A 20,088-nucleotide genomic window follows, 5' to 3' on the forward strand; every position below is an offset into this window, starting at 1 on the left:
CCCGTCGTGATGACACAGGGCGATCGCGAACCGAGGCTCGGCGAGCCCTCCCTCCTGCGTCCAGCTCTAGTACGGCGCCCGGAAGTTGACGTACCCCAACAACACGATGACCCCGACGACACTCCCCGGCACAACGACCGTCGATGCCCGGAGAACAGTCTGCGTGAACCAGTCCGCGTACGACGGTGCCCCCGCCTCTCCGAAGAGAGACGGGGGCACCCGACGATCGGTTCGATCGGTTGGATCACACGTCGAAGTACAGCTCGAACTCGTGCGGGTGCGGGCGCAGCTGGAGCGGTGCGATCTCGTTCGTGCGCTTGAAGTCGATCCACGTCTCGATCAGGTCGGACGTGAAGACGTCGCCCGCGAGGAGGAACTCGTGGTCGGCCTCAAGGCGGTCGAGGACGGCCGGGAGGGAGGTCGGGACCTGGGCGACGCCCGCGTGCTCCTCGGGGGCCAGCTCGTAGAGGTCCTTGTCGATCGGCTCGGCCGGCTCGATCTTGTTCTTGATGCCGTCCAGGCCCGCCAGGAGGAGCGCGGAGAAGGCGAGGTACGGGTTGCCGGAGGAGTCGGGCGCGCGGAACTCGACGCGCTTGGCCTTCGGGTTGGAGCCCGTGATCGGGATGCGCATCGCGGCGGAGCGGTTGCGCTGCGAGTACACCAGGTTGACCGGCGCCTCGAAGCCCGGCACCAGGCGGTGGTACGAGTTCACCGTCGGGTTGGTGAACGCGAGCAGCGACGGGGCGTGCTTGAGGATGCCGCCGATGTAGTAGCGGGCCATGTCCGACAGACCCGCGTAGCCGGCCTCGTCGTAGAAGAGCGGGGTGCCGCCCGCCCACAGCGACGAGTGGACGTGCATGCCCGAGCCGTTGTCACCGAAGATCGGCTTCGGCATGAAGGTCGCGGTCTTGCCGTTGCGCCAGGCCACGTTCTTCACGATGTACTTGAAGAGCTGGAGGTCGTCGGCCGCGGCGAGCAGCGTGTTGAACTTGTAGTTGATCTCGGCCTGGCCGGCGGTGCCCACCTCGTGGTGCTGGCGCTCGACCTGGAGGCCGGACGCGGCCAGCTCCAGGGAGATCTCCGCACGCAGGTCGGCGAAGTGGTCGACCGGCGGGGTCGGGAAGTAGCCACCCTTGTAGCGGACCTTGTAACCGCGGTTGTCCTCGACCGCACCGGTGTTCCAGGCGCCCGCCTCGGAGTCGATGTGGTAGAAGGACTCGTTCGCCTTGGTGTCGAAGCGCACGCTGTCGAAGACGTAGAACTCGGCCTCGGGACCGAAGTACGCGGTGTCCGCGATACCGGTCGAGGCGAGGTACGCCTCCGCCTTCTTCGCCACGTTGCGCGGGTCACGGGAGTACTGCTCGCCCGTGATCGGGTCGTGGATGAAGAAGTTGATGTTGACCGTCTTGTCGCGGCGGAAGGGGTCCACGCGCGCGGTCGACAGGTCGGCGCGGAGCGCCATGTCGGACTCGTGGATGGCCTGGAAGCCGCGGATCGAGGAGCCGTCGAAGGCGAGTTCCTCGTCCGGGTCGAAGGCCGTCGCCGGCAGCGTGAAGTGCTGCATCACACCCGGCAGATCGCAGAATCGGACGTCGACGAACTTGACGTCCTCGTCCGCGATGAACTTCTTGGCCTCGTCGGCGTTCTGGAACATCCAGCTCCTCCTACTCCCGACCGTCCGTGCCGGGGTGGTAGTTCGTTCGTGCGGCCAGTGCGGTGGCACACGCTGGACCCGACCTTAGGGACGGGGGATTTCTCCAGCGTGACCCATTTGTTTCGCCCAAGTTAACCGGTCTTGGGCCCGCTGGCCCCTCCTGTCCGCATGGCAGAACGCGGGCAGTACCGTGGACGGGTGGACAACAGGGATGCAATCGGCTCATGGCTCTCCGGGCCCCGCGAGGCCGCGGAACGAGCAGGTGTCGACTTCGGCTACCGCGGCGAGCAGCTCGGTCTGCCCGAGCACGGCCCCGGCTCGATCGCCCGCCCGGGCCGCCGCCTCGGCGCCCTCGCCGTCGACTGGGCCCTGTGCCTGTTGATCGCATACGGCCTGCTCACCCACGGCTACAAGCCGGGCGCGACCGGCAACTGGGCCCTCCTCGTCTTCTTCGTCCTGAGCGCCCTCACGGTCGGCACGATCGGCTTCACCCCGGGCAAGCGCCTCTTCGGCCTCCGCGTGTACGCCCTCGACTCCGGCCGCCCCAACCCCCTCCGCATCCTGCTCCGCACCGCCCTCCTGTGCATCGCGATCCCGGCCCTGATCTGGGACCGGGACGGGCGCGGGCTGCACGACCGGTTCGCGCGCACGGTCGAGGTACGGATCTAGCGAGGTACGGATCTAGAAGGAAGCAGTAGCAGTAGCAGTAGTCGTACGACTGAGGAAGCAGTGGTCGTACGGCCAAGGGGGCGCCCGGAGCGATCTGGGCGCCCCCTTCTGCTGTGCCGGTGCCTCTTTTCCGTGCCGGTCGGGTGGTCTCGGCCCGGGGTGCGGTCGAGGGCGGGTCCGGCCGGGGACACTCCCTGTTCCCGACGGAGGTGGTGGCCAGGATGCCGCAAGGCGACAAGTCGACGATCGTGACCCGGGCGCCGGGGGTCGCCGAGATCGCGGCCCGGCACACGGACGAGGCGGAGACCGCGCGGCGACTCTCGCCGCAGGTGGTCCGGGCGGTGCTGGACGCCGGTTTCGCGCGGCACTTCGTACCGGTGGCCCATGGCGGCGAGGCCGGTGGTTTCTCCGAACTGACCGCTGCGGTCGGCCTGGTGGGCGAGGGCTGCACCTCCGCCTCCTGGGCCGCCTCGCTGGCCGCGTACGCCGGGCGGTACGCGGCGTTCCTCCCCGCCGAGGGTCAGGCGGAGATCTGGGCGGACGGCCCGGATGCCCTGCTGGCCGGCGCGCTCATGCCGTCCGGCAAGGCGGAGCCCGTGGCCGGCGGCTGGCGGCTGAGCGGTGAGTGGAAGTACATCAGCGGGGTGCACTTCGCCGACTGGGCACTGGCCTGCGCGGCGGTACCCGCGGAGGGACCGGTGGACCCCGAGGCGCGGCCCGAGGTGCGGTTCTTCGCCGTGCCGCGGGCGGACTTCTCGATCGAGGACAGCTGGTTCACCGTGGGAATGCGTGGAACCGGCAGCGACACCCTGCTCCTGTCCGACGTCTTCGTACCGGAACACCGCACCCTGGCCCGCTCGGTGGTGCACGCGGGCCAGGCTCCCGCCTCGGACGCCCGCTGCCACATCGTCCCGATGCACGCCGTGAACGCCCTGCCGTTCGCCGCCCCGCTGGTCGGCGCGGCCCGGGGCGCGTTGCGGGCCTGGATCGCGCGGACCGGTGCACGCGTCGACCGCCGCGGGCAGGCCGTGGGCGAGAAGCCCTCGACCCAGGTCGCGCTGGCCCGCTCGGCCGCCGAGGTGGACGCCGCCGAACTCCTGATCCTGCGTACGGCGGCGGTCGCGGACGGCACGCAGGAATGCCCACCGGGCGGCGAGGTCGCGGTCCGGGGCGCCCGTGACCTGGCGCTGGCGGTGGAGCTGTTGGTCTCGGCGGTGGACCGCGTCTTCCGCGCCGGCGGCACATCCGGCCAGTCGTCGTCCGACCCGGTCCAGCGTTTCTGGCGCGACGTGAACTGCGCCGCGTCGCATGTCGCCCTGTCCTTCGAGACGACCGGGGCGGCTTACGGGGCGTGGGCGATGTCGGGGGACGAGCGGGGGGTGGGCGCGGTGCGCTGATCGGGCTCTGGCACGGCTCTGGTTCGGGCTTGGCTTTGGCGTCGGGTTGGCTCCGTTCTCGGGCCGGCTCCGGCGTTGGCCTGGGCGTTGGCCTGGGCGTTGGCCTGGGCGTGGCTCCGATCCCGGGCTGTCTCTGCCCACGGGCTGGCTCCGGTCCCGGCAGGGCGCTGGCCCCGGCGCGACTCCGACCCCGGGCTGGCCCCGGCTGGTTGCCGGTGCGCCGGTCTCGGTCGGAATCCCGGCCTCGGCCGGGCTCCGATCTCGGCCCCTACCTAGGCTGCCGGTGCGCCGATCCGTTCCCCCGCCCCCGCCCCCGCCCCGGTTGCCGGTCCGAGGCCCTGCCCGCATAGTCGATCTGGACCCGGATGGCGGTCCCGATCACTGTCGGTGAGCCGCGTCCGAGGCTGGCCCGAGGCTGCTGAACCCGCGGTGGTCTCCGTGAGGCCCGACAGGTGGTGCACCGTCATGCCGGAGCGTCAGGAAGTACTCGAAGAAGTACGAGAACGAGCGGCTGTGGTGCCCGAGGAGTTCCGGGCCGCGATGGCCCGCTTCCCCTCCGGTGTCGTGGTCGTCACCACGTGCTGCGAGGACGGAACCCCGCGCGGCTTCACCGCCAGTTCCTTCTGCTCGGTCTCGCTGGAGCCGCCGATGGTTCTGGTCTGTCTGGCGAACTCCGCCGACTCGGCGCCGTCGTTCGGGCACTGCGACCGGTTCGCCGTGAGCGTGCTCGCCCCGGACCACCGGCCGCTCGCCGTGCGCTTCGCGACCAAGGGCAGCGACAAGTTCGCCTCCGGCGGCCTGCGCACCAGCCCCGACGGCCTGCCCACGGTCGACCGCGCGCTGTCCGAACTGGACTGCACCGCCCACGCACGTCACCCGGCCGGGGACCATACGGTCCTGATCGGCCGGGTGACGGGCGTGCGACTGGGGGAGGGGTCCCCGATGGTGTATTACGACCGGGGGTTCAGGACCTTGGCCTGACCGGGATCGGCTTACGACGGAGGGGGCGCCCGGATCAGATCCGGGCGCCCCCTCCGTCGTAGAAACCGTGTGTACGGGGGCTCAGCGGGCCTTGCCGCCGCCGCCCTTGGGCAGCTTCATGCCCTTCGGCATCGGGCCCTTTGGCAGTGGCATGTTGCTCATCAGGTCGCCCATCGCGCGCAGGCGGTCGTTGGTCGCCGTCACCTGCGGGCCGGTCAGGACGCGTGGGAGCTTCAGCATCGTCGTGCGGACCTTCTTCAGCGGGATCTGACCCTCGCCCGTGCCGACCATCACGTCGTGCACCGGGACGTCCGCGACGATGCGGTTCATCTTCTTCTTCTCGGCGGCCAGGAGGGACTTCACCCGGTTCGGGTTGCCCTCGGCGACCAGGACGATGCCGGCCTTGCCGACCGCGCGGTGCACCACGTCCTGGCTGCGGTTCATCGCCACCGCCGGAGTCGTCGTCCAGCCCCGGCCGATGTTGTCCAGTACCGCCGCGGCCGCGCCCGGCTGGCCCTCCATCTGCCCGAAGGCCGCCCGCTCGGCGCGTCGTCCGAAGACGATCGCCGCCGCGAGGAAGGCGAGCAGCAGGCCGAGAATGCCCAGATAGATGGGGTGACCGAGCAAGAAGCCGATCGCGAGGAAGACACCGAAGGTGGCAATTCCGACAGCCGCGAGTACAAGACCGATCGTCTTGTCGGCCTTGCGCGTCATCTTGTACGTCAGAGCGATCTGCTTGAGTCGCCCGGGGTTCGCAGCGTTTTCCGCTGTCGTGTCCTTCCTCGCCATGCGGGGAAGTCTACGTGCCCGCGGGAGCGCCGACGACGGTGGTGCCCGCAGGGTGGGGATTCAGGAGTGCGAGATCAGGGCCTGCTCGATGACGAGCTGTGCCTCGACCCGGTCCTTGGCGCGGCGGCGGTCCTCCAGGACGGAGGTCCAGGCGTTGCGGCGGGCGGTGCGCTGGCCGCTGCTCAGCAGCAGCGACTCGACCGCGCGCAGGGCGTCGGTGACGGACGGGATGGCGGTGGCACGGACGGGCGCGGCCTGCATCGTGGAGGTCCCCCCTCGGAACGGCTCTGGGTATGGGTCTACGTGCTGTAAACCCAGTGTCACTGTTTGGTGTTACCAGGGCGTGACCGACCGGTCAAACGCCAATGAAGCCTTGATGCGCGGGGCCCAAACGCTGACACGGCCCTGATGGACGCCCTCAACTGGGAGGACGGTCAGGACCGCGTCGTAGCGTGGTGCTACCCGCGAGTAGCCACTTGTGCGCGAATTCACACAGCCGTAGGCGGGCTGGGGTGAGGCGGGGTCACACCGCCTGCGAGGCCACGTACGCGCCGCGCTTCTCGATCGCCATCTGGTACAGGCGCCCGGCGCGGTACGAAGAGCGCACCAGCGGGCCGGACATGACACCGGAGAAGCCGATCTGGTCGGCCTCCTCCTTCAGCTCGACGAACTCGTGCGGCTTCACCCAGCGCTCCACGGGGTGGTGCCGTACGGACGGCCGCAGGTACTGCGTGATGGTGACCAACTCGCAGCCCGCCTCGTGCAGTTGGCGCAGCGCCTCGCTGACCTCCTCGCGAGTCTCGCCCATGCCGAGGATCAGGTTCGACTTGGTGACCAGGCCGTAGTCGCGGGCCTCGGTGATGACCTTGAGCGAGCGGTCGTAGCGGAAGCCGGGGCGGATGCGCTTGAAGATGCGGGGGACCGTCTCGACGTTGTGCGCGAAGACCTCGGGGCGGGACGAGAAGACCTCGGCGAGCTGCTCCGGGACCGCGTTGAAGTCCGGGGCGAGGAGTTCGACCTTGGTGCGGCCGGCCTCGCGGGACTCCGTCTGCTGGTGGATCTGGCGGACCGTCTCGGCGTACAGCCAGGCTCCGCCGTCCTCCAGGTCGTCGCGGGCGACGCCGGTGATCGTGGCGTAGTTCAGGTCCATGGTGACGACGGACTCGCCGACCCGGCGCGGTTCGTCGCGGTCCAGGGCCTCGGGCTTGCCGGTGTCGATCTGGCAGAAGTCGCAGCGCCGCGTGCACTGGTCGCCGCCGATGAGGAAGGTCGCCTCGCGGTCCTCCCAGCACTCGTAGATGTTGGGGCAGCCGGCTTCCTGGCAGACCGTGTGCAGACCCTCGCTCTTCACGAGCGCCTGCATCTTCGTGTACTCGGGACCCATTTTCGCCCGGGTCTTGATCCACTCGGGCTTGCGCTCGATGGGGGTCTGGGCGTTCCGGACCTCCAGGCGCAGCATCTTGCGTCCGTCGGGTGCGACTGCGGACACATCGGCTCCCTGTAGCTTCGATTCTTCGGCGTACACCAGGGTACGCCCGTGATTTCCGACCCCCGCCTTGAGGCCAACCTCAGAGCGGAAAGTCACATTCCCGGGTCAGGCGGTCGCCTTCTCGATCTCCCGGGGCTTCAGATCCGCGTGCTCCAGTACGTCCTTCAGATGCTGTTCCACCACCGGCAGCACCTCGCCGATCGTCACGTCCCGGCCCAGCTCGGCGGCCAGGGAGGCGACGCCCGCGTCGCGGATCCCGCACGGGATGATGCGGTCGAACCAGCGGTTGTCCGGGTTCACGTTCAGGGCGAAGCCGTGCATCGTCACGCCCTTGGCGACGCGGATGCCGATCGCGGCGATCTTGCGGTCCTCGCGGCGCTGGCCGGCGTTCGACGGGGCGTACTCCGGGCCGTTCATCCGCGGGTCGAACTCCTCGTCCTGCAGGCGGGGGTCGAAGTCGAGGGACAGGCCGCCGATCGACGGGCGTTGATCGACCGGGTCGCCGAGGATCCAGACCCCGCTGCGCCCCTCGACCCGGCTGGTCTCCACGCCGAACTCCGCGCACACCCGGATCAGCGCCTCCTCCAGCCGTCGTACGTGCGCGACGACGTCCACCGGGCGGGGCAGCTGCTGGATCGGGTAGCCGACGAGCTGGCCGGGGCCGTGCCAGGTGATCTTGCCGCCGCGGTCCACGTCGATCACCGGAGTGCCGTCCAGCGGGCGCTCGTTGTCCTGCGTGCGGCGGCCGGCCGTGTAGACCGGCGGGTGCTCCAGGAGCAGCACGGTGTCGGGGACCTCGTCCGCGAAGCGGGCCGCGTGCACCCGGCGCTGCTCGTCCCACGCCTCCTGGTACTCGACGGCCTCCGCGCCGAAGCCCATCCGGACGAACCGCAACTCACCCACGGCAAGCGCCTCCTCAGCAGCACCTATGAGTCGTAAGGCACGAAACATGCCTACGCCACTGTACGACCGACCGCTGACAGCCCACCGGGCGGCCGGGACCGTCAGCCCTACGACCAATCCTCACACGATCGGATGAATGCACGTCGGAATGTGCGACGGGATGCTTACGCTCCGCTACATTCGCGCCGTTCACGAGGCCAAAAGGGCTGCTCACAGGCAATCCGGGCAGGCAGTGGCCGCATCGGCCCCTGCTGGGGCCCGAAAGGCAGGAGACCGCACCGCAGATGACGGAACGACCCGCGCAGCGCACTCCCAACCGTCAGCTCGCCGCGCTCATCGCAGAAGCGGGGTTCTCCAACGCAGGTCTCGCCCGTCGCGTGGACCAGCTCGGTCTGGAGCACGGACTCGATCTCAGATACGACAAGACATCCGTCACCCGGTGGCTGCGCGGACAGCAGCCCAGAGGCACCACGCCCGCCCTCATCGCCGAGGTCTTCACCCGCCGGCTCGGCCGCCGGCTCACCGCCCAGGACCTCGGGCTCGATGCCTGCGCGCCGGTGTACGCCGGGCTCGAATTCGCCGCGACCCCCGAGGAGGCCGTCGACATCGTCAGCGGGCTGTGGCGCAAGGACTCCGGCAGCCACGCCGAGCTCCGCAAGATCGCCTTCACCCCGGCCGGGCTCGTGGTGCCCAGCCGGGACTGGCTCATCGGCCGCGCCGACGACCGTGTGGGCCGCGCCGAACCCGCCAACCGCGTGCCCCCGCAGGGCCGCCCCGCCGTACCCCGCCAGCGCGGCCAAGGCGAGCGCGGCCCCGGCCAGAAGGTCACCGGCGGCGACATCTCCGCCCTCCGCTCGGTCGGCGAACTCTTCCGCACCCTCGACAACGCCTACGGCGGCGGCCACGCCCGCCAGGCCCTCGTGCGCTACCTGGAGCACGAGACCGAGCCGATGCTGCGCGGCACCTACGGCGAGCAGACCGGCCGGCGCCTGTTCGCGGCGGCGGCCGACCTCACCCGGCTCGCGGGCTGGACGTCGTACGACATCGCGGCGCACGGGCTCGCGCAGCGGTACTTCGTGCAGGCGCTGCGGCTCTCGCAGGCCGCGGGGGACCGGGCCTACGGCTCCTACGTGCTCATGACCATGAGTCGGCAGGCCGTCTACCTCGGGCACGGGCGCGAGGCCGTACAGCTCGCGCGGGTCGCCCAGCAGGGGGTCGGGACCAGTGCGCCGCCTGTCGTGCAGGCGCTGTTGCACTCCGTGGAGGCGCGGGCGCACGGGGTGCTGGGGGAGGTGCGGGCGTGTACGTCTGCGCTGGTGCGGGCCGAGCGCGCCCTTGAGACGGCGCGGGCGGGGGACGAAGTGCCTTACTGGGCGCGGTTCTTCGACGAGGCGCAGCTTGCCGACGAGTTCGGGCACGCGCATCGGGATCTTCAGCAGTTCCGGGCGGCTGCCCAGCATGCGGAGCGGTCGTTGCAGTTGCGGGCGCCCGCGTTTGCCCGAAGTCGGTTGTTCTGCCGGGTCGTTCTTGCCTCCGCCCGGCTTGGGCTCGGGGAGCTTGATCAGGCGTGTGCGTTGGGGGCTGAGGCGGCGGGGCAGGCGGCGGAGATGCGGTCGGTTCGGGCTGTGGAGTATGTGCGGGACTTTGAGCGGCGGCTTGAGCCGTACAAGGATGCGGCGCCGGTTCGGGGGTATCGCGACAAGGTCGCCGCGTACGGGTGAGCTGGGGTGGGTGGGACTGCGCGGCGCCGTCGTGGCCGGCCGCGCAGTTCCCCGCGCCCCTGAGGGAATTCAGGCCGCCTGTGTTGTCGGGATCGGGTCTGCTCGGTGCATCGAGGCCGCCGCGCCCAGGTCCGCCAGGATCGCGGACGATGCCCGGTGGCCGGAGTGCAGAGCCCCCTGAACCGTGCTCGTGTCCCGGTGGTCGCCGCACACGTACAGGCCGGCCAACAGGCGTACGGGGCGCCGTAGATCGTGCGGTGGGCGCATGACGGGGACCGCCGTGGGGGTGTGGTGGACGGCGAGGGTCTCCCAACGGGTGGTCGAGGTGCCGTAGAGGCGCGACAGGTGCATGCGTACGGCGGTGTCGACGTCCGGTGGGGGAGGGCCCAGGACGGTCGAGGAGACGAGGGCGCGGCCGGCCGGGGCTCGGCTCGGGTCGACCTCGCTGACGATCGCGGTGTGGGCGACCGGGCCGCCGCGGTCGGAGTCCAGGAGGAGGGCGGCTCCGGTCGTGGGCGGGTCGTCGGTCGTGTGGTGGACCACCGTCACCGGGTGGAAGTCCGGTACGCGCAGGCCGGGCAGGAGTTCGGCCGCCGCGCGCGCGTCCGTCGCGACCAGGACCGCCCGGCAACGGATCTCGCCGTGCTCGGCCGTGGTCACCGATGTCGTCGATACGGCCGTCACGCGCACGCCGGTGTGCACGGTGCCCGGCGGCAGCGCGGCGGCGAGCACCTCGGGCAGCATCTCCGCGCCCCCCTCCGGCAGACACAGCCGCCCGCCCGCGAAGGCCCGCAGCGCGAGGTCCGCGCAGCGGCTGGAGGTCGTCAACTCCGGGTCGCAGAGCAGCGCGGCGAGCAGGGGGCGCAGGAACCCGTCGATGGTCCGCGCGGGTACTCCGCGTGCCGCGAGCGCCTGCCCGGCCGCCAACTCGGGCCGGGACAGCAGGCGTTCGACGGGCGTGCCCGCGAGCCGCGTCAGCGCGGTGCCGAGCCGGGCCTGGTCGACGGGGCCGCCGAGGGGGGCGGTGGAGCGGGGCCTGGGCACGGTCGGGGAACCCGGGGTGACCGCACCCCGATCCTTGACCGTGGGTCCGCCCCAGGAGGAGTCCGCCCGGTTCCGGGAGGCTCCCGCACGGTCCCTGAGCGGTGAGCCTGCCCGCGTTTTGAGCGCCTCCCAGGATGCGCCGGTCAGCCCGCCCAGGGGCGCGGTCCGACCCTTGGAGGCGACGGCGCCCATGGAACTTCCCGTGCGGTCCTCGGGCGCGGAGGCGCCGCCGGGGGATCCTGTCCCGTTCCCGGGGATGGGCTCTTGCGTGGGGGTGTTTGTTCGGTCCCGGGATGTCGCCCCGCCCTCGGAGACTCCCGCCGGGTTCCTGAGTGTCGCCCCGCTCCCGGCGGTGACCGCCCTGTCCCGGGTGGTGTTCGCGCCGCCCCCGGGTGCCGCCGCGGCCCAGGAGGCGCCCCCGCGGCCCCTTGCGACCGGGCCGCCCCACGAGAAGCCGGGCCGTCCCCGTGTCACCGGCCCGCCCCACAGAGGGCCCTTCCGTACCGCCCCCACCCGAGGGGCGCTCGCCAGGGCGCGTACGGCGTGGAATGCGCCCCGTGCGCTCCCTCCGGGCGCCGGGGTGCCCGCGTGGTGGTGGCGGCCGTCGCTGTGGAGGAGGACCCCCGGGGCGAAGGCGCGCAGCACCAGGGCGTCGAGGCCCGGGGTCAGGCGTAGTTCGGGGTACGAGGTGGACAGGAACTGTCCGATCCGGTCGAGCCGGAACCCGTCGACCTTCTCGGTCGACATACGGCCCCCCACGTAAGGGGCGGCCTCCAGGACTGCGGTCGTTACTCCTGCGCTGATCAGCCGATGCGCCGCGGCGAGTCCGGCGACCCCGGCTCCCACGACGACGACGTCCGCCTGGTACGCGGGCTCAAGCACGTGCCCCTCCTAGAGGTTGCGCGGCCGGTGGAGTCGTCATGCCCCCAACAGCCTCCAGGGATACCCGAGTTCGGGTCGAGGTTAGGGCCGTGATCGGTCAAGGGCAGTCGCGCATACGCAGGGCACGGTCGCACGGCGGTCGCATACGGGCGCCGAGCGTCACTATCGGGCGTCGTCGGGCGTCATCGGATGCCCCGGGGGTCTCGGACGCTCACAGCGCCGCCCGGATCGCTCCCTCGATCTCCGGGAACGCGAACGTGAACCCCGACTCCAACAGCCGCTTCGGCAGCACCCGTTGACTCCCCAGCACATCCCCCGACATCTCGCCGAGCACCAGCTTCAGCGCGGGCGCCGGCACCGTGAAGAGGGACGGGCGGCGCAGCACGCGGCCCATCGCCGCCGCGATCTCACCGTTCGTCACCGGGTTCGGCGCGGTGAGGTTGAAGGGGCCGGACAGCCCGTCGGTGTCGATGAGATGCCGGATCGCCGCCACCTCGTCGTGCAGCGCGACGAACGACCAGTACTGCCGCCCGTTCCCGAACCGTCCCCCAAGTCCCGCCTTGTAGAGGGGGAACAGCTTGGCCCACGCCCCGCCCTCGCGCGCCACGACCAGCCCGGTCCGCGCGAACACCGTCCGTACGCCCGCTTCCTGCACCGGCGCCGTCGCCTCCTCCCACTCCGTGCACAGCGAGGGCAGAAAGCCGTCCCCAGGAGGCGCCGATTCGTCCACGGCACGGTCGCCGGTCTCTCCGTAGAAGCCGATCGCGCTGCCGTTCACCCACACCCGCGGCGGCCGGTCCAGCGCGGCCACGGCCTCCGCGAGGGCCGCCGTGCCGAGGACGCGGCTGTCGCGGACGGTCTTCTTGTAGGCGTCCGTCCAGCGGTGGTCGCCGACCCCGGCACCGGCGAGGTTGACCACGGCGTCACAGCCGTCGAGTCCGGCCGCGTCGACGTACTGCCCCTCGGGGTCCCAGCACACCTCGTCCGCGCCCCGGGCGCCGTGCCGCACCAGGCGCACCACCTCGTGCCCGTCCGCGGTCAGGGACCGGACCAGTGCGCTGCCGATGAGACCGGAGGCGCCGGTCACCGCGATTCGCGAGCGTTCCATGGCGTCCATCCTGCCTCGTTGATCCATAAAACCCCCATGAGGACCGCGCCGACCCCGCCGTACCCTGGCCCACATGTCCGAGCCGAACATACGCACAGCCCTGCCCGACGACGACGAGGAACTGGGCGCACTGGACCGCGCCACCTGGTCCCACCTGCACGCGGTCATGCCCCGCCCGCAGCCGCCGTACGCCCCCTTCTTCGACGCCCGGCACGCGCCCGACGACCATCTGGTCGCCGAACTGGACCGCCGGATCGTCGGCTACATCAGGCTGGCCTTTCCCACCGAGCTGGCCTGCAACGCGCACGTCCGGCAGATCCAGGGGCTCGCCGTCGCCGACGAGGCGCGCGGGCACGGGGTCGGCCGGGCGCTGATCCGGGCCGCCGTCGAGGAGGCGCGGCGCAGGGGCGCACGCCGGCTCACCCTGCGCGTGCTCGGGCACAACACCCCGGCCCGGAAGCTCTACGAGGCCGAGGGCTTCGCCGTCGAGGGCGTACTGCCCGAGGAGTTCCTGCTCGACGGGAAGTACGTCGACGACGTCTTCATGGGCCGCGCGCTGTGACCTGTTGTGCCTACGACGTGACCAGGTCGCCCGTGTCCACCTGGGCCGTCGCGGTCGCCGCCCGTCGCGCGTCCCCGGAGACCTCGTCGGCCGTCAGGACGTACCCCGTCTCGTTGTCCGAGGTGGAGCGGGCGAAGACGACGCCGTAGACCTTGCCGCCAGTGGTGAGGAGGGGGCCGCCGGAGTTGCCGGGGCGGACCGTGGAGCGGATCGAGTAGATCTCGCGGGTGACCGTCCCGTTGTTGTAGATGTTCTGGCCGGTCGCGTTCACGCGGTTGGCGACGGTCGCGGCCTGGAGGTTCAGGTCGCCGTCCTGGGGATAGCCGGCGACCACGGCCGAGTCGCCGCGGGCCGCGCTGTCGTCGAAGCTCAGCACCGGCGCGGACAGCCCCGGCACGTACAGCACGGCGACGTCCTTCTGCGGGTCGAAGAGAACCACCCGTGCCTCGTACGACCGCCCGACCCCGCCGATGCGGACGGTCGGGTCGTCGATGCCGGCCACCACGTGCGCGTTGGTCATCACGTGCTGCGGGGCGTACACGAAGCCGCTGCCCTCGCGGCCCTGAGTGCCCGAGGAGCCCTCGATCTTGACCGTGCTCCGCTTGGAGGCGTTCGTCGCGGCGGCCGTCACGCTGTCGCCGGTGGGCTTGGCGACCTCGGCCGTCGACTCGTTCTCGAAGGGGTTGAAGACCTGCGGGAAGCCCGCCTCGGTGAGCGCGGAGGTGGCGTGCGAGAACCATGTCGGGGTCGTGTCCGGCATCAGCTTCTGCACGCTGCCCAGCAGCTTCGAGTCCTGGATCGCCGTCGTGACCGTCGCCGACGAGGACGCGCCCAGGACGCTCGCGGCCACCCACGCGACGATCATCACGGCCACCGAGTTCGCCGCGGCCCCGCCGATCCCGTCGGCCACCCGCAGCGGCCCCTGGTCCAGCTCCTTGCGCAGCTTCAGCGCGAGCCGCCCCGCCAGTTCGTGCCCGACCACCGCCGGGGTCAGCACCGTGAGCACGGCGGTCACCGTCGCCGTCGTCGTCCCCGGAGTCACCAGGTCCATCACCCACGGCAGCACCCACACGCCGATGACCGCACCGCCCACGAACCCGGCGAGCGACACACATCCGGCGACGAGGCCGCGCCGGTATCCGGACGCCGCGTAGGCGAGGATCACCAGCACCAACAGCAGGTCGAGCAGGTCCACGGAGCCGCCTTTCTCTCGGAACCCTTAGTACGCGAGGAACGGGCCCACTGATCAGTTACGCGCGCGTGGTCCCCGTGAACCCACCACGCGTGCGTGTACCCCCAGAAACGTGCTGGACCAGGACGATGGTTCCACCGGGTGGCACAGCACACATCGCGGACCGAGCGTTTCCGGCCGAGAGTGTCACCATGCGTGTCCTGAGAAGAACACCGGGTGCACGAAGACGACGGCCGCGGGTACGAATACCGCGCACGGCGGTCGTTCTGCTGGCCTGCCTGCCCGGTCTCGCCGCCGTCCTGGTACTGGCCCTGTGCGCGAACGGCATCGGGCGCAGGGCCACGACCGCCGCCGCACGGCCACCCGTCGCGGCCCGGCCCGCCGCCCTTGCGCACACCGCGCCCAAGCCGCACATCGTGCCGCGCTCGGCCTGGCTCGACGCCCTCTCCCGGCACGCGCAGCCGCCGCCGCGCTACGACGACAAGGTCGTCGCCGTCTTCGTCCACCACACGGACTCGCCGAACGGGTACGACTGCGCGGACGCGCCTCGCATCATCCGCTACCTGTACGCCGGCCAGACCGGGGTCCGGGACTGGGACGACATCGGGTACAACTTCCTCGTCGACCACTGCGGGACGATCTACGAGGGGCGGGCGGGGGGTGTCGACCGGGCCGTCACGGGGGCGCACACGCAGGGGTTCAATCACCGTACGGCGGGGATCGCGGCGATCGGGACGTTCACCGCGGGGATGGCTGTGCCGAAGGTGATGACCGATGCGATCGCCGCGCTGGCCGCGTGGAAGCTGGGGCTCGCGGATGTGGACCCGCGGGCGAAGGCGCGGCTGGTGTCCAGTAACAGCCTCAGTCGGTACGTCAGGGGGGCGACGGCGGTGCTGCCTGCGCTGGCGGGGCACAAGGACGGGTACATGACGAGTTGTCCGGGGGCGGCGTTGTTGGCTCGGCTTCCGGAGGTTCGGGGGGTGGCGGCGCGGTTGCAGGGGCGGTGAGGGTTGAGTGTCGGGTGCGGGTCCGGTGGGGGCTGGTCGCGCAGTTCCCCGCGCCCCTTGAAGGCGGCTGCGCCGCCATCCAAGCGTCAGCCCCCGCGCCCCTTTGGGGCGCTCTTATCTGCGGCCGAGATAGATGCTCAACGCCCGTTGCAGGACCTTGCCTTGGGTTCCTATCGGGCGTTCCCATTCGCCGAGGTACTCCACTGCTCGGCCGCCCGCGCCGGTCTTGAAGAGGAGGCGGCCGACTAGGCGGTCGTCGGCGATCAGGGACGGGGTGATGGAGCGGAGGTCGTACGTGTCCGCGCCGGAGTCCAGGGCCTCGCAGAGCATGCGCCACAACAGGAGGCTGCTGGGGCGGAGTTCGCGGCCCCGGCGGCCGGAGGCGGGGTAGGAGTGCCAGACGCGGGGGCCGGCGCTGATCATCAGGGCGGAGGACAGGACCTCGTCGTCGTACTCGGCGAGATAGATGCGCAGGCGATCGGGCTCCTCGGCGTTCAAGGCCTGCCACATGCGGCGGAAGTAGTCGAGGGGGCGGGGCTTGAAGCCGTCGCGCTCGGCTGTCGCCCGGTACAGGCGGTGGAACGCGGGCAGGTCGTCCGCCGAGCCCCAGAAGACCCCGACGCCGCCGGCTTCCGCTGTCTGGAGCGACTGCAACCAGTGGGGGGAGAGGGCGGCGCGCAGTTCGTTCACCGACCGGCCGGACAAGGGGATTTGGCAGCCGTAGCGCGGCTGTCCGAGGCCGAATCCGCTGCCGTCCTCCTCCTTGCACCGCCGCCACCCGAGGTGCCGGAGCCGCTCCGCCGCGTCCAGCGCGTAGCCGTCGATGCCGTCCGTCGGCAGGTCGCGCAGATGCCGTACGGAGGGGTCGGCGACGCCCGCCGCGACGGTGGCCGCGTCCCAGTGGCGTACGACGAGCGGCGGGCCTATACGGACCGAGAACGCGCCCTCCTTCTCCAAGTGCGCGATCAGGGGGTCCAGGTACCGTTCCGGGCGCTGGCTGTGCCAGTCGATCGCGGGGCCGTCGGGGAGGTAGGCGAGACAGCGCCCGGTGCCGGGGAACGCCCGGTACAGCACGAGCGCTACGGCGGTCAGCGCGTCCCCCTCGAACCAACCGACGCTCTCCGCCGTCCAGTCGGGCTTCACGTCGGCCCACTCGGGGATCTGGAGATGGCTCGCGTCCGGGTGCAGCCGGAGATGGCCGAGGTGTTCCTCGCGGGTGATCCCCTTCACGTACGGGCTGGTCATGGGCACGACGCTCCTGTTCGGCGGCGGCCACCGTAAGCCGGGGTTCACCGGGCGGGTCAAGACTTCACTGCTGTGAACTCCGTCCACACCTGTTTGCCGCGTCGGCCCTGCCTGGGCGTGACGCCCCACTGGCTCGCCACGGACGCGATCAGGAAGATGCCCCGTCCGCTCTCCGTATCCCAGTCGGGTTCGGTGTACCAGACGGGCAGTTCGGGCGAACGGTCGGCGACGGCCACCCGAACCCCGCCTTCCGGGAGTCTGCGGAGGCGCAGTTCGCACTCCGGGGAGTTCACGTGCCGGTGGACGTTGGCGAGCATCTCCGTCACGCAGAGCGCTGCGCCGTCGGCGAGTTCGGGATACCCCCAGGCGGTGAGCTGCTCCCGGACGGTCTGGCGCGCGGCGGCGAACCCCTCTGGTTCCGCGAGGAGTTGGAGCACCACTTCAGGGGGCGATTGCGTGTGCATGCCCTCACGGTGGGTTATATGTGGCTAGCCTGAACAGGACTTTCGGAGGCACACAAGGGAGTGTGCGGGCAAGGGGGTTGGCTGTGCAGGACGGTGTCGAGGGGTCTTCGAGCATGAAAATGTTCGGGGCGGTCTCGCGTGCGCTGCGGGAGGCGCAGGGGAGTACGCGGGAGCAGTTCGGGGCGCATGTGGGGTACTCGGCGTCGCAGGTGGCGATGGTGGAGCGGGGCGAGCGGATGCCGAGCCTGCAATTCATCGCACGGGCGGGGGAGTTCTTGCACGCTCGGGTTGCGATCGATGCGGCGGCGGAGCATCTGGAACGGCGCAGGTATCCGTCGTGGTTCGACGACTATGTGGAGCGGGAGGCGGAGGCGGTCAGTCTGTGGTCGTACGACACCCATGTCATCAAGGGGCTTGTGCAGACGGAGGATTACGCGCGGGCCGTGCTGAGCGCACGAGTGCCGGTGTTGGACGACGAGACGATCGAGCACCGCGTGCAGGCCCGGTTGGCACGCCAGTCGCTGCTCACACGCGTGCCGCCCGTGTCCCTGGCTCTGGTCATCGAGGAGTGGGTGTTGAGGCGGCCGATCGGCGGACGGGCGGTTCTCAAGGGGCAGTTGGAGCGGTTGCTGGAACTCGGCGAGAAGCGGAACATCTCGATTCAGGTGATGCCGACGGACGTTGAGGCGCACGCCGGGTTCAACGGTGGGTGGACGCTGCTGGAGACTCCCAAGCGGGAGTGGGTCGCGTACGTTGAAGGTCAGGCCGGGGGCCTGGTGGTCGAAGATCGTGAAGAAGTCAGCGCGATGTTCCAGCGGTTTGGCATGATCCGGTCTCAGGCGCTCCCGCCGGGGGAGTCCGCGAAGCTGATCGAGGGGTTGGTGGGCGAACTGTGAGCACCGCAGATCTGACGTGGTTCAAGTCCAGCTACAGCGGGGATGCCGGCGGGCAATGTCTTGAAGCCGCGCTGGAGTGGCGGAAGTCGTCGTACAGCGGTGACGCGGGCGGTGATTGCCTTGAAGTCGCCATGGAGTGGCGGAAGTCCTCGCACAGCGGTAGTCAGGGCGGTGAGTGCCTTGAAGCCGCGCTGGAATGGTGCAAGTCCTCCCACAGTGGCGACGCCGGAGGCGAGTGCCTCGAAGTCGCCCTGGAACCAGCCCGACCCACGGTCCACGTCCGTGACTCGAAGGCCAAGTCCGGTTCGACGCTGGCGTTTTCGTTGGACGAGTGGACGTCGTTCGTGGGTTTTGCCGTCGGGGCGTGACCCGGGTGGACCATGCCGCGACCAGGTCCGCTGGGCCGTAGGCCGCGTCGAGCCCCGTGCGGTCGGTTCCGCTGCGCGAGGCGGCCACTGGCTGTCGGCCGCTACCTCGTCCAACTCGCGGTCCGTCAGACCTGACATCAAAGTTACTGACATTGATGTTGGTAACGCCGATGTTCGCTTGATGGGGCGGGCGTTTTCGCTGGCTCGTCGAAGTTGGGTGGTGCGCGGAGACGCCCAGCCCCAGGGGGTGGGTCACAGAAGTGTGACACTCTGCCCCGAAGTGACACACTTTCGCGGGGAGGGTCCCTCCGGCAAGGTCCGGCAAGGGGTGTTTTCGCTGGACGAATGGATGATTTTCGTAAACTTGGCCGCACAGTCGGCGCTAAAGTAGTCATGTCCTCACCCTCCGTGCGTCAACACGGAGCGGCCCTCAGCGGTGCGCCAACACCAATCTGAGGGCCTACACCGACTAGTGGATCAGAGGTCCACCGCGATGCTCCAGCATGCTATCCCGCCTGCCCGTTTCTTCTCCCAGACCCCGAACGAGATCATCCGGCATCCCCGCCTGAACGGGACCGCCGTACGACTCCTCCAGTGGGCGCTGTCCCTCCCCGAGGGGTCGAGGGAGACCGTGCAGTCCATCGGCGAGAAGATGCCGGAAGGCCGCCTGGCCGTTCGCAAGGCCCGGCGGCAACTGGAAGAAGAGGGCTACCTCCACACCCGGCGCAGCCAGCACCCCGAGACCGGCCAGTGGTCCACCCAAGTGCTCGTCTCCAACGTGGCGTTGACGACACCGGAGGAGATCGCCGCCGCGTTCGGGACCGTACGCCCCTCTCCTGATCCGAGTGACCAGGGCCCGCCGGTCGGGGCAGGGGCGGACCAGGCCGTCGGCGCATACCCCTTGGGCGAGAACACCGAGGAGAACACCCCCAACCAGCCCGCGTCGCAAGGCGAGTTGGAGACCGGCGCCGCGAACTTCCTTGCCCGCCTGGGTGACCGCACCCCCGCCCTGCGTCTCGGCGCCGGTGAGATCGAACGGCTCACGCCTCTCGTCGCCCGCTGGCAGGCGCGCGGGGCGACCGAGGCCGACCTGTACCAGGCCCTCACCGCCGACCTGCCCCACCCCGTGCGCTCGCCGGCCGCTCTCGTCCAGTACCGCCTGGAAGCCCGGACTCCGACAACAACTACCGCTCCACGCAAGCCGGTTGAGACCCTGGCGGAGTGCGGGGAGTGCCGCGACCCGTTGCCGCGAGGTGTGCGTACGGGCATCTGCCGCCGCTGCGCGGGGCTGGTCCCGACGGCGCCTTCGACACCGGGTTCAACCCCCGTGTCGCTCAACGGCATCGCCCTCGTGCGGGCGGCGCTGCGCGCCTGACCAAGGCCGCCGTACGCTCACAGGTTTCTCGCAGGCAACTCACCGGGTTCACCGAAACAACCTCCCTATCGTCATGCACACGCACTGACTGGAGGTGGGGAAAATGAACAGCAGTCACACCAACACCACGGAGAAGTCGGCCGGTTGGGCCAGGTCCGCCCGCGGCCCCTGGGCGGTGGTCTGCGCGGTCGCGACCGTGATCCTCGGCCCGGCCGCCGTCACGGCCTCCGCACTCGACCAGGCCAACGCGGCCCCGATGCACCACGCGGTACGCGCCGACCAGACGCAGGCCTACATCTCGACGGACTCGACCCGTCGCCGGAGTGCCGCCTAGTGTTGTGA

The 20,088-nt window shown here is 70.6% G+C and carries 20 protein-coding genes and 1 pseudogene; 10 read left to right on the forward strand and 11 right to left on the reverse strand.

All coding sequences use genetic code 11. The features are described 5' to 3' along the window. Positions 1 to 244: 244 nt before the first annotated feature. The gene (glnA, locus tag OG194_RS34165) at positions 245 to 1,654 is read right to left on the reverse strand and encodes a type I glutamate--ammonia ligase (protein WP_327404622.1); all 1,410 of its coding nucleotides are present in this window, start codon (positions 1,652 to 1,654) and stop codon (positions 245 to 247) included. Between the two features lie 198 nt (positions 1,655 to 1,852). Between glnA and OG194_RS34170 the strand changes: the two genes are divergently transcribed. The 3 genes from OG194_RS34170 (at position 1,853) to OG194_RS34180 (ending at position 4,701) form a co-directional block, all read left to right on the forward strand. After that, on the forward strand, positions 1,853 to 2,323 hold the full coding sequence (locus tag OG194_RS34170) for an RDD family protein (RefSeq protein WP_327404623.1): 471 nt from the start codon (positions 1,853 to 1,855) through the stop codon (positions 2,321 to 2,323). 221 nt (positions 2,324 to 2,544) lie between these two features. Further along, positions 2,545 to 3,720 (forward strand): acyl-CoA dehydrogenase family protein, encoded by a 1,176-nt coding sequence (locus OG194_RS34175; RefSeq protein WP_327404624.1) that lies wholly within the window; start codon positions 2,545 to 2,547, stop codon positions 3,718 to 3,720. A gap of 465 nt (positions 3,721 to 4,185) precedes the next feature. Beyond that, positions 4,186 to 4,701: a flavin reductase family protein gene (locus OG194_RS34180; protein ID WP_327404625.1), complete on the forward strand. Its 516-nt coding sequence runs from the start codon at positions 4,186 to 4,188 to the stop codon at positions 4,699 to 4,701. A gap of 81 nt (positions 4,702 to 4,782) precedes the next feature. Here the strand turns inward: OG194_RS34180 and OG194_RS34185 are convergent, their stop codons facing one another. The 4 genes from OG194_RS34185 to lipB form a co-directional block, all read right to left on the reverse strand. Then, positions 4,783 to 5,490: a DUF4191 domain-containing protein gene (locus OG194_RS34185; protein ID WP_043682242.1), complete on the reverse strand. Its 708-nt coding sequence runs from the start codon at positions 5,488 to 5,490 to the stop codon at positions 4,783 to 4,785. A 60-nt stretch (positions 5,491 to 5,550) separates the two neighbouring features. Then, on the reverse strand, positions 5,551 to 5,751 hold the full coding sequence (locus OG194_RS34190; protein ID WP_327404626.1) for an SCO2195 family GlnR-regulated protein: 201 nt from the start codon (positions 5,749 to 5,751) through the stop codon (positions 5,551 to 5,553). 262 nt (positions 5,752 to 6,013) lie between these two features. Next, a complete protein-coding gene (gene lipA, locus OG194_RS34195; protein WP_327404627.1) occupies positions 6,014 to 6,979 on the reverse strand; it encodes a lipoyl synthase in 966 nt (321 codons plus the stop codon). A 105-nt stretch (positions 6,980 to 7,084) separates the two neighbouring features. Further along, a complete protein-coding gene (lipB, locus tag OG194_RS34200) occupies positions 7,085 to 7,882 on the reverse strand; it encodes a lipoyl(octanoyl) transferase LipB (RefSeq protein ID WP_327404628.1) in 798 nt (265 codons plus the stop codon). A 284-nt stretch (positions 7,883 to 8,166) separates the two neighbouring features. On the opposite strand from lipB, the gene OG194_RS34205 reads away from it, so the two are divergent. After that, entirely contained in the window at positions 8,167 to 9,603 is a 1,437-nt protein-coding gene (locus OG194_RS34205) for a regulator (protein ID WP_327404629.1), read from the forward strand. Between the two features lie 69 nt (positions 9,604 to 9,672). Here the strand turns inward: OG194_RS34205 and OG194_RS34210 are convergent, their stop codons facing one another. The 3 genes and pseudogenes from OG194_RS34210 to OG194_RS34215 all read right to left on the reverse strand — a co-directional run bounded on the left by OG194_RS34210 (position 9,673) and on the right by OG194_RS34215 (position 12,637). Then, complete coding sequence (locus tag OG194_RS34210) at positions 9,673 to 11,136, reverse strand: FAD-dependent oxidoreductase (protein ID WP_442811817.1); 1,464 nt, start codon at positions 11,134 to 11,136, stop codon at positions 9,673 to 9,675. Between the two features lie 237 nt (positions 11,137 to 11,373). Further along, positions 11,374 to 11,529 (reverse strand): annotated as a pseudogene (locus OG194_RS47725) (FAD-dependent oxidoreductase); the annotation flags it as partial. Positions 11,530 to 11,740: 211 nt separating this feature from the next. Then, positions 11,741 to 12,637: a TIGR01777 family oxidoreductase gene (locus OG194_RS34215; protein WP_327404631.1), complete on the reverse strand. Its 897-nt coding sequence runs from the start codon at positions 12,635 to 12,637 to the stop codon at positions 11,741 to 11,743. 73 nt (positions 12,638 to 12,710) lie between these two features. Between OG194_RS34215 and OG194_RS34220 the strand changes: the two genes are divergently transcribed. Further along, entirely contained in the window at positions 12,711 to 13,199 is a 489-nt protein-coding gene (locus OG194_RS34220; protein WP_327404632.1) for a GNAT family N-acetyltransferase, read from the forward strand. 10 nt (positions 13,200 to 13,209) lie between these two features. Here OG194_RS34220 and OG194_RS34225 read toward each other — a convergent pair whose 3' ends face one another. Then, entirely contained in the window at positions 13,210 to 14,394 is a 1,185-nt protein-coding gene (locus OG194_RS34225) for a MarP family serine protease (protein WP_327404633.1), read from the reverse strand. Positions 14,395 to 14,582: 188 nt separating this feature from the next. On the opposite strand from OG194_RS34225, the gene OG194_RS34230 reads away from it, so the two are divergent. Further along, positions 14,583 to 15,398 (forward strand): peptidoglycan recognition protein family protein, encoded by an 816-nt coding sequence (locus tag OG194_RS34230; protein WP_327404634.1) that lies wholly within the window; start codon positions 14,583 to 14,585, stop codon positions 15,396 to 15,398. Positions 15,399 to 15,512: 114 nt separating this feature from the next. Here OG194_RS34230 and OG194_RS34235 read toward each other — a convergent pair whose 3' ends face one another. Both OG194_RS34235 and OG194_RS34240 read right to left on the reverse strand, forming a co-directional pair. Beyond that, a complete protein-coding gene (locus tag OG194_RS34235) occupies positions 15,513 to 16,643 on the reverse strand; it encodes a lipid II:glycine glycyltransferase FemX (RefSeq protein ID WP_327404635.1) in 1,131 nt (376 codons plus the stop codon). A gap of 56 nt (positions 16,644 to 16,699) precedes the next feature. Further along, the gene (locus OG194_RS34240; RefSeq protein ID WP_327404636.1) at positions 16,700 to 17,107 is read right to left on the reverse strand and encodes an ATP-binding protein; all 408 of its coding nucleotides are present in this window, start codon (positions 17,105 to 17,107) and stop codon (positions 16,700 to 16,702) included. Between the two features lie 83 nt (positions 17,108 to 17,190). Here OG194_RS34240 and OG194_RS34245 point away from each other — a divergent pair, with 83 nt between their 5' ends. The 4 genes from OG194_RS34245 to OG194_RS34260 all read left to right on the forward strand — a co-directional run bounded on the left by OG194_RS34245 (position 17,191) and on the right by OG194_RS34260 (position 20,080). After that, the gene (locus OG194_RS34245; protein WP_327404637.1) at positions 17,191 to 18,003 is read left to right on the forward strand and encodes a helix-turn-helix domain-containing protein; all 813 of its coding nucleotides are present in this window, start codon (positions 17,191 to 17,193) and stop codon (positions 18,001 to 18,003) included. Next, on the forward strand, positions 18,000 to 18,371 hold the full coding sequence (locus OG194_RS34250) for a DUF397 domain-containing protein (protein ID WP_327404638.1): 372 nt from the start codon (positions 18,000 to 18,002) through the stop codon (positions 18,369 to 18,371). The genes OG194_RS34245 and OG194_RS34250 overlap by 4 nt, the downstream gene beginning before the upstream one ends. 493 nt (positions 18,372 to 18,864) lie before the next feature. Beyond that, positions 18,865 to 19,746: a hypothetical protein gene (locus OG194_RS34255; protein ID WP_327404639.1), complete on the forward strand. Its 882-nt coding sequence runs from the start codon at positions 18,865 to 18,867 to the stop codon at positions 19,744 to 19,746. Between the two features lie 103 nt (positions 19,747 to 19,849). Further along, the gene (locus tag OG194_RS34260) at positions 19,850 to 20,080 is read left to right on the forward strand and encodes a hypothetical protein (protein WP_327404640.1); all 231 of its coding nucleotides are present in this window, start codon (positions 19,850 to 19,852) and stop codon (positions 20,078 to 20,080) included. The last annotated feature ends 8 nt before the right edge of the window (positions 20,081 to 20,088 follow it).

The sequence above is a fragment of the Streptomyces sp. NBC_01288 genome, assembly GCF_035982055.1.
In the GTDB taxonomy this organism is placed as follows: domain Bacteria; phylum Actinomycetota; class Actinomycetes; order Streptomycetales; family Streptomycetaceae; genus Streptomyces.